This window comes from Devosia geojensis, assembly GCF_000969415.1.
GTDB lineage: Bacteria > Pseudomonadota > Alphaproteobacteria > Rhizobiales > Devosiaceae > Devosia > Devosia geojensis.
Window position 1 is genome coordinate 1 of sequence record NZ_JZEX01000075.1, and the last position, 8,410, is coordinate 8,410.

Annotated in this window: 8 protein-coding genes and 1 other RNA gene; 2 read left to right on the top strand and 7 right to left on the bottom strand. The window is 66.5% G+C overall.

Annotated elements, in window-relative coordinates; all coding sequences use genetic code 11:
- Nucleotides 1–54 precede the first annotated feature (54 nt).
- The gene (locus VE25_RS07045; RefSeq protein ID WP_046107904.1) at nt 55–1,413 is read right to left on the bottom strand and encodes a cytochrome P450; all 1,359 of its coding nucleotides are present in this window, start codon (nt 1,411–1,413) and stop codon (nt 55–57) included.
- A gap of 254 nt (nt 1,414–1,667) precedes the next feature.
- Between VE25_RS07045 and VE25_RS07050 the strand changes: the two genes are divergently transcribed.
- Nucleotides 1,668–1,979 (top strand): hypothetical protein, encoded by a 312-nt coding sequence (locus VE25_RS07050; protein WP_046107905.1) that lies wholly within the window; start codon nt 1,668–1,670, stop codon nt 1,977–1,979.
- 14 nt (nt 1,980–1,993) lie between these two features.
- Here the strand turns inward: VE25_RS07050 and rnpB are convergent.
- The 6 genes from rnpB to VE25_RS07075 form a co-directional block, all read right to left on the bottom strand.
- An RNA gene (gene rnpB, locus VE25_RS21730) (RNase P RNA component class A) lies at nt 1,994–2,375 on the bottom strand.
- A gap of 45 nt (nt 2,376–2,420) precedes the next feature.
- The gene (locus tag VE25_RS07055; protein ID WP_046107906.1) at nt 2,421–3,170 is read right to left on the bottom strand and encodes a molecular chaperone DjiA; all 750 of its coding nucleotides are present in this window, start codon (nt 3,168–3,170) and stop codon (nt 2,421–2,423) included.
- Nucleotides 3,171–3,306: 136 nt separating this feature from the next.
- Nucleotides 3,307–4,218, bottom strand: a complete 912-nt coding sequence (locus tag VE25_RS07060) for a hypothetical protein (protein ID WP_046107907.1) — start codon at nt 4,216–4,218, stop codon at nt 3,307–3,309.
- Nucleotides 4,219–4,490: 272 nt separating this feature from the next.
- A complete protein-coding gene (gene metF / locus VE25_RS07065) occupies nt 4,491–5,402 on the bottom strand; it encodes a methylenetetrahydrofolate reductase [NAD(P)H] (protein WP_046107908.1) in 912 nt (303 codons plus the stop codon).
- Nucleotides 5,403–5,406: 4 nt separating this feature from the next.
- Nucleotides 5,407–6,378 (bottom strand): ArsR/SmtB family transcription factor, encoded by a 972-nt coding sequence (locus tag VE25_RS07070; RefSeq protein WP_052731792.1) that lies wholly within the window; start codon nt 6,376–6,378, stop codon nt 5,407–5,409.
- A 314-nt stretch (nt 6,379–6,692) separates the two neighbouring features.
- On the bottom strand, nt 6,693–7,820 hold the full coding sequence (locus VE25_RS07075; RefSeq protein ID WP_046107909.1) for a DUF2336 domain-containing protein: 1,128 nt from the start codon (nt 7,818–7,820) through the stop codon (nt 6,693–6,695).
- A 176-nt stretch (nt 7,821–7,996) separates the two neighbouring features.
- Here VE25_RS07075 and VE25_RS07080 point away from each other — a divergent pair, with 176 nt between their 5' ends.
- Complete coding sequence (locus tag VE25_RS07080) at nt 7,997–8,353, top strand: hypothetical protein (protein WP_046107910.1); 357 nt, start codon at nt 7,997–7,999, stop codon at nt 8,351–8,353.
- The last annotated feature ends 57 nt before the right edge of the window (nt 8,354–8,410 follow it).

Sequence of the window (8,410 nt, forward strand, 5' to 3'; positions counted from 1 at the left end):
CCCTCAATCCCTCCCCTCAAGGGGGAGGGAGGCAGATCGTGCACCGGCGTGAGCCTATCTCCGCCGGTGTACCCGCACCCAGACGCCCCCGCCCGGCCGCAGGGTGATCGAGGGGGACGGGGTCACCGGCCGCTCCATCATCCGCTCTACATCGAAATGCCGCGCGATAGTCGCGACCAGCAGCATCGCCTCCATCATGGCGAAGCGGTTGCCGATGCAGATGCGGGGCCCCCCGCCGAAGGGATAGTAGGCGAACCGCGGGAGCTTCCGGCGGAAATCCCCGGCCCAGCGCTCGGGCCGGAAGGCAGTCGGATCTTCGAAATAGCGCGGATCGCGGTGCGTGACCCACGGGCTCATGAAGATCGTCGTGCCCTTGGGGATGTGATAGCCGCCGACCTCGGCGTCTTCCCTGGCCTCGCGCCCGATCGACCAGGCAGGCGGATAGAGCCGCATGATCTCGATGACCGCGTGTTCGGTGCGGGTGAGATTGGGGATGTCCTCATGGCTGAGCGGCCGGTCGCCGGCGACGGCGCGCACCTCCTCGGCTATTCTCTCCTGAAGATCGCGGTGCTGGCCGAGCAGGTGAAAGCCCCAGGAAACGCTGATCGCCGAGGTCTCGTAACCGGCAAGCAGCATGTTGTGCACCTCGTCGCGCAGCTGCTTGTCCGAGAGCGGCTTGCCCTCGTCGTCGCGCGCCGCCATCAGCAGCGAGAGGAAATCGTTGCCCGTCGCGCCGCTCCTGCGGTGATCCTCGATCACCCGGTAGACCAGCCGCTCAATGTAGGAGACGCCACGCCGGTAGCGGATATGTCCCGGAAGCGGCACCCAGTCGGGGATGCGCACCGGCCGGGCGACGCGAGCCGCGATCTCATCGATGATCCAGGTGCCCGCCTGCTCGAAATCGGCGAGATAATCGTCGATCTCGGCGTTGAGCAGCGATTTGGCGGCGATGCGCAGCGCCAGCTCCATCATCGCCGCATGCAGCTCGATCTCCTGCCCGTCCTCCCACGAGCCGACCATGCGCTCGGCCATGGCGACCATGTCGGGCGCATAACTCTGCAGAGGCAGCGTCGCGAAGGCAGGCGCCGCGAGCTTGCGCTGGCGCTGCCAGGCCGGACCTTCGGCCGTGAAGAGCCCCGTGCCCAGCAGCGCCTCGAGCTGGCGCCAGAAGAACCGGTTCTTGATGAACTTTTCGTGCTGCTTGACCATCACCTGTTCAATGAGGTCGGAATTGTTGATGAGCAGCGTCGGCCATGCGCCGAGCTGGAGCCTGGTCACATCGAGATGCTCGCGCGCGCTCCGCTCGAAGAAGCCGATGGCGTCTTTTCGCAGGTCGAGGAGGTGCCCGAGCACGGGCAGGCCCTTGGGGCCCGTCGGCACGATCGGCGCGCCGGCAATCTCTTGTGCAAACATAGCAATGCCCCCGAGATCCGGTTCATTGCTGGTGGACCGGATGGCCGCGAGGATTGCCGATTTGGAGCGCGCAGCGCAAGGGGCTTGAGGACCGCCAGCGCTCCACGCGGACGAACATCTAGGGCGCGATTCCGAGCACAGCGGGAAAAAATACCGGCACAGCCCGAAACCGAATTCTGGCGCGGGCATTCGATCTCCGATTGCAAATCCCGCCGGCCGTACAATAATATTTGCGTGTTTGGGGGAGAACTAACGTGAAGAATACTGTGCTCGCAGCGCTTGCTGCCGCTGCTGTCGCTTCAACCGCAACCGCCGCCGAATACACGTTCCAGATCGAAAAGCCGTCGAACGTCAATATCCGCAGCATTCGCGTCGAGGGCGGGGAAGTCATCGGATTGCCCGAAGGGCGCGAACCTGACACGTTCAGCGTCACGGTCCGCCTGCCGGACGGGGTCTGCAGAGCAGATCTCACGCTTTTCTACAACAACACCGCGGACATGCGCAGCGACTCCAGCGTGGACTTCTGCAGGACCGGCGGAATCAAGGTCCGGCAGGTCCGCTACTGACTACGGACAGGAAAAACGCCAGTTGACCTGTAAGCCGGGTTCTGTAGGGCCGAAGGATGCGAACCCCTCGGCGCGATGGCCATTCATCTGTGACGTCCGTTGCCGGACGCCTCGTGCAACCAACCCGGACGACCTGGCCTTGAAACAGGCTGGGGCAAGCCCCGCGTCGTCCCTATTTGGTCTTGCTCCCGGTGGGGTTTACCGTGCGGCCCCTGTTGCCAGCGGCCCGGTGCGCTCTTACCGCACCCTTTCACCCTTACCCCGGCAAGCCGGGGCGGTTTGCTTTCTGTGGCACTTTCCCTGAGGTCGCCCTCGCCGGGCGTTACCCGGCACCGTGTTTCAATGGAGCCCGGACTTTCCTCTCCCACGAAGGGGAGCGGCCACCCGGTCAACTGGCGGAGAGAGCTTTTGAAACCGATATGGGTCCGCGTCAAGCGCGCTTCAAGCAATGAGGCGCGGCTGCGGCGGTTTCATGATGGCGTTATAGGCCAGATTGATGGCGCTCATACGCTTGGTCGCCACGTCGATCAACTCCTCGGGCACGCCCTTGGCGATCAGCCGGTCGGGGTGGTGCTCGGCCACCAGCAGCCGGTAGACGCGGCGCACCTCGTCGCGGTCGGCGCCGGGAGCGAGGCCGAGGACCGTATAGGGATCGACCCCTGTCTCCAGCCGCACGTGCTGGGACGCGAGCTGTTCGAAGCGCGCATCGTCGAACCCGAAGATGTCGCTGACGTGCTTGAGGTAGTCGAGCTCGGCCTCATGCACCAGCCCGTCGGCGGTCGCCACGTGGAAGAGGCTGTCGAGCACGTGCTCGAGCGTCTCGGGGTTCTCGGCGAAGAAACGCGAGACCTTGCGCGCATACGAATCGTAGCCCGCGACGTCCTGTTTGGCGAGGTCGAAGACGCGCTGAACCTGGTCCTCGTGGCCCGGCACGATCTCGACGATGGCGCGGAAGGCGCGCACCTCGGAGGCCGTGACCGCCCCATCGGCCACCGCCATCTTGGCCGCGAGCGCGATCAGCGCCAGCGTGAAGGCAGCGTCACGCCCACCCGGCAGCCACGTGTCGGGATCGAAAAGGTTGGCCAGCGACCCGGCGATGCCGGTGCGCGACGAGAACGAGCCGAGAATGTCGGATAGCTTTGTCCACACGTCCGTGCACTCGGCCGGCTTGCTGATGCATGCAAAAAACATTGCCGGCTCCATCGCCAACAAACGTGAGGTCCGCCTGACGTAAGTCGTGCGAAGCTCGATTCAAGGACAGCATAACGGTTAGCGGCCGCCCGGTCCACGACCGGCGACGAATAGCCGCTATTCGGTGTTGTGCAGGCTAGTACAGCGGGTAGACGCTGACGATCGGCGGCGGCTCGCGGCGATAGTCGGCCCGACTGTTCGGCCCCTGGTCGAGGAAGAACCCGTTCGGATCATAGTCCGGGTCGATCCGGCCGCCCCCGCGCTGGCGCAGGAACTCGGAGAGCGGGCCCGATTCCCAGTCCTCCAATTCCTCGGCGGTGACCACGTCGCCATAGCCGGCAACCGCCTGCGGCGGCGCCACCGGATATCCGGAGGCCGGCGCCTGCACCGAGCTTGGAATGACGACGGGTTCGGTGCGCGCGATGGTCGGTTCGCTGCGGGGCGTCGGCCGCATGGAGAGCGGCATCGGCACCGGCGCGATCCGCGCGTTGGGGTCGATCGCCGCGACCTCGATCGGCGGAGCCGCCGGCGGGCGCGCCGGAGCGGTCACGGTCGCATTGTTGCCGGGCTGAGGCACAGCGGCGACATCCGTCGGCTCGCTCGCCGCCCCTGCGGGCGTCGGCTGCACCGGCTGCGGCGCGGGCGTCGCCGCCACCTCTGCCGGCTCGGATGGAGCCACGGGTTGAGGCTGCGGCGCGGTGGCGGTTTCCTCGCCGCCCGAGATATAGGAGGGCAGCTTGCGTCCCGACTGCAGGTACTGGTCGACCGGATCGGCGCTCGTCTCGGCAACCTGCGTGCGTTGAGGCGCGGGCGCCGGGGTGGGGGCGGTGGGCACCGCATCCTCGTCGACCGACGCGGTCGTCGTCTGGTCGAGACGCGGCTTCTCGCCGACATCGAGCACGATGGGCGCGCCGCCCGCGACGGCGCTGCCGATGGTTTCGCGCTCGCCCATGAACTGGGCGGTGATGATATCGGCGGAGGGCACGCCCACGACGATGAACAATCCGGCCCAGGCAAGGCCATTGGTGACACGACGGCTGATCTGCATTGTCCTTCGTCCCCTATGCGTTTCCCGTTCAGAGGGAAACCAGAAACGCGTCAGGCGGCCGGCATTTTGCCGGTCCATCGGCTGGGCGGCGCTCGAATCGGCGCCGGCCCAGTCTGGAGGTTATCGAGCCCAAGCTGAACCGCAACTGAACGGCACGCAGCCGGACTTACCCCGCAGGCCGGTCGCTTTGCCACTCCATTGGGACGAAATCATGGTTAACCGGCGGTGTTCCCACCACAGAACCGAGTTCACGTTTGCGGGAAGACCGGTCTTCAGACGGCGACGGCCGGCCGCCGCCCCAGCAGCCGGGCCAGCGCCAGCACCAGGTTGGAGCGGTTGAGGGTATAGAAGTGGAACTCCGTCACCCCCTCGTCGAGCAGCTCCGTCACCTGCTCGGCCGCAACCGCCGCCGCGACCAGCGCATGCGTTTCGGGATCGTCCTCCAGACCCTCGAAGCGCTCGGCGATCCACACCGGGATCGACGCGCCGCAGCGCGCGGCAAAGCCCGAGATCTGCTTGAACGAATGGATGGGCTGTATGCCCGGCACGATGGGCGCGGTGACGCCGGCCTTCCTCGCCCGCTCGACGTAGCGCAGGTAGTCGGCATTGTTGAAGAACATCTGGGTGATGGCGCGCGAGGCGCCGGCATCGAGCTTGCGCTTCAGATTGTCGATGTCCGCCTCCCAGCTTGGGCTCTGCGGATGCTTTTCCGGATAGGCGGCGACGGAAATGTCGAAATCGCCGATCCGGCGGATGCCCTCGACCAGCTCGGCCGCATTCCGGTAGCCCTCCGGATGCGGCACGAAGGGCTGGCCGACGCCCTCCGGCGGATCGCCGCGCAGGGCCACGATGCGGTTGATGCCGGCGGCCTTGTAGCCCTCGACCACCGCGTCGACCTCGGCCCGGCTCGCCCCGACGCAGGTGAGGTGCGCGGCCGCGTCCACTCCGCTTTGCGCCTTGATCTGCGAGACCATGCGCAACGTCCGTTCCCGCGTCGAGCCGCCCGCGCCATAGGTCACCGAGACGAAGCGCGGGCTGAGCGGCGCGAGCTTGCCGAGCGACTCCCAGAAGCGCTCCTCCATCGCGTCGGTCTTGGGCGGGAAGAACTCGAAGGACAGCTGCAGCTGGGGCCGCTTTTCGGCCACCTGGCGGCTGGGACGGTCGAGATCGAACGAAGACAGCATGTTTCTACTCCTTTGCGGCTTTGCCGCTTCCGGCATCGGCCAGGCGCCAGAGACAGACGGTCAACCCCGCCTCCCCGTTGGCGCTCGGAAACTCCTTGTAGGAGGCGACTGTGAGGCCCACGGCTTCGGCCCATCCCTCCATCTGCGCCTGCGACAGGCCGAGACGCCGGTGGGCATGCTCGGTGCGCAGGAATTCCAGTTCGTGCGGCGCGAAATCGACGACCAGCATCTCCCCGCCCGGCTTCAGCAGGCGCCGCGCCTGCGCCAGCGTACGGCCCGGGTCGTCGAAATAGTGCAGCACCTGGTGCAGCACCACCACGTCCGCCTGGGCGGTGACCATGTCGAGGTCGGTGATGTCGCCGAGGCGCACCTGCGCATGGGCGATTCCCGCGCCGGCAAGCTTGGCCCGCGCCACCGCCAGCATCTCGCGGCTGGAATCGATGCCGAGTCCGCGCCGGTAGGTCTGCGAGAGCACTTCGAGCATACGGCCCGTGCCGGTGCCGAGATCGACCATCAGGTCGACGTCGCGCCCGCTGAGCTCGGCGGTGATCGCCGCCTCCACCGCCGATTCCGGCACGTGCAGCGAGCGCAGGAGGTCCCAGCTGCCCGCGACCTTGGCGAAGTATTCGGCGGCCTGGCGCTGCTGCGTCTCGCGCACGGCCACCTGCCGCTCGCGGTCGCGCTGCAGCTCGGGATCGTTGCGGTCGACCCGCTTGATGAGCCAGCGGGCAAGCTCGCTCGCCGGTCCGCGCTGCGCGAGGCCATAATAGGCCCAGGCCCCCTCGGCATTGCGCTCGACGAGCCCGGCATCGGCGAGGAGCTTCAGATGCCGCGACACGCGCGGCTGGCTCTGGCGCAGGATCTCGGTCAGGTCCTTGACGGTATGGTCGCCCTCGGCGAGAAGCGTCAGCAGCCGCAGGCGCGTTCCCTCGCCTGCCGCTTTCAGCACCCCCACCAAAGAATCGAGATCGGCCATCCGCTCCCCTTGAGATATAAAGATATCTTTATATCTGTTTTGACGGATGGTCTAGAGGTGAGTTGCGGCGGTATCGGCATCATAGTGCCCCACCTACCGGCTGTCATCCCGGCGAACGCCGGGACCCAGTAAACGGCGCGGGTGCGGTTCTTGCCGCGCTCTCCCACGGGAGGTTCCCGTTTTGCAGAAATGACTTATGGAAACGGCGCGCACCGCCAGGCCAGTGTGTACTGGATCCCGGCGTTCGCCGGGATGACAGCCGGTGGTTGGAGGCGAGAGTGCGAAAATCGTGACCGCAGAAGAGCACCCGCCCCCTACGCGATCACCGACAGATGCGGTTCCCCCGCATGCCGCTTGCGGAAGGAGTGGTCGCGCCAGAGGTCGAAGATGCCCTTGGCCTCCTCGCGGGTCAGCGCATCGTAGCGCCGCGATACGCCCTGCCGGTCGGCTTCCGTGGGCAGGTCGCGCCAGGGCAGCGTCATCACCACCGCCGAGAAGAGGTCCGCGCCGATGCCGAGCGTTTTGACCGCCACCGAGATCGCCGCATAGTCCTGCATGGCGAGCCACTTGACCATCACCTCGGGCGCGACGCCCAGCATCACCGAGAGCGCGGCCGCCGCGTGGTGGCCATAGCCGAAGCGGGCGAAACGGGCGAGAGCGCGCTCGTCGAGCTGCTTGCGGTCGGAAAGCGCCTTGACCTGGTTGTAGGCGACCTTCCACTCGTTGGCGTTGAACCCGGCGCGGTTGCGCATGCGGGTGTAGACGACGGCGTTGACCTTGCCGGCGGCGACCGGATCGAGCGGGCGGTGCTCGTGCCCGAGCGATTCCAGCACCTTGCCGGCCACCGAGTCGATCTCGCCGCGCAGCGACTTCCAGTCGATCCCGCGCCCGCGCAGGTCCCCGGCGATCGCCGGATCCCGGCTGGCGCGGGTGGCGAGCTTGTCGAGAGTGCCCGGCCCCAGCTCCGCATTGATGTTGCGCACGAGCTCGGCGACGGCGCTCGACCCGCCGTGTTCGGCGATCGCTTCGCCCACGCGTTCGGAAACGTGGGAGCGCCCGGCGATGGCCTTGCGGTGCTCCTCGCCCTGGTTGGCGATGATGTCGATGAGATCGTCGTCGCTGAGGACGTTGGAGAACTCGAGGAGGGGCTTGGCCACCTCGATGTCGTCATTGGCGAGCTTGACGACAACTGTGCCCGGCGCCCGCTCCAACGGCGCCAGCAGCCGCGCCACATGCGCGCGGGCCTCGACCTCGACCAGCTCGGCGAGCTGGCACAGCACCTCGTCGTACTGGGCCACCTGCTCGTCGTCGCAGCGGTCCGATACATAGGAGAAGAGCTGCGCCATATTGCGGAAGAGCTGCTCGCGCTCGCCCAGATGCACATCCTCGTTGAGAGCTCTGAAGGTCGAAAAGGCCCGCTGGCCGTCAGCTAGTTCGCTCATTGGCACCCTCCGGGCATCCTGCCCCGTTCGTTGGGGGCAGAGATTGGCAAGCGAACTTGTGCGTGGCCTGAAACGAACGGGGACAAATTGATTAAAATTGCAACAGCCAAGCGCCCGTACAGGGGCTAACATCCTCTCCGGCCCCGAAAAAGCGGGGCGAAACCGAGGAGACAACCGTGAAAACGACGATTGCACGTACAGCCGCCGCGATCTTTGCGCTTTGCGCGATGACCGCGACGGGCTTCGCCGACGAGATTCCTCAGGACATCCAGGGCAAATGGGCTCCGAGCGGGGGCTGTGATGGCGAGGATGCCATCACCCTGACCGCCACCACCATAGCCTTCGGCAGTGACGAGCCGCAGGAGGCTGAATATTTCGAGGACGACAGTCCCGCCGGCAACGGCGCCGTTCACCTCGCCGAGGAAGGCGATGTGAGCAACTGGGAGTACAATAAGGAGCAGAACGTTCTGCTCTTCAACGAGCAGGGTTACGGAATGGGTGTCGCCCCTGTTTCCTACGAGCGCTGCGAATAGCGAGTCCCGACGGGCACGATCCCGCTCCCCTCCCCCCTGAGGGGAGGGGAGCGGGAT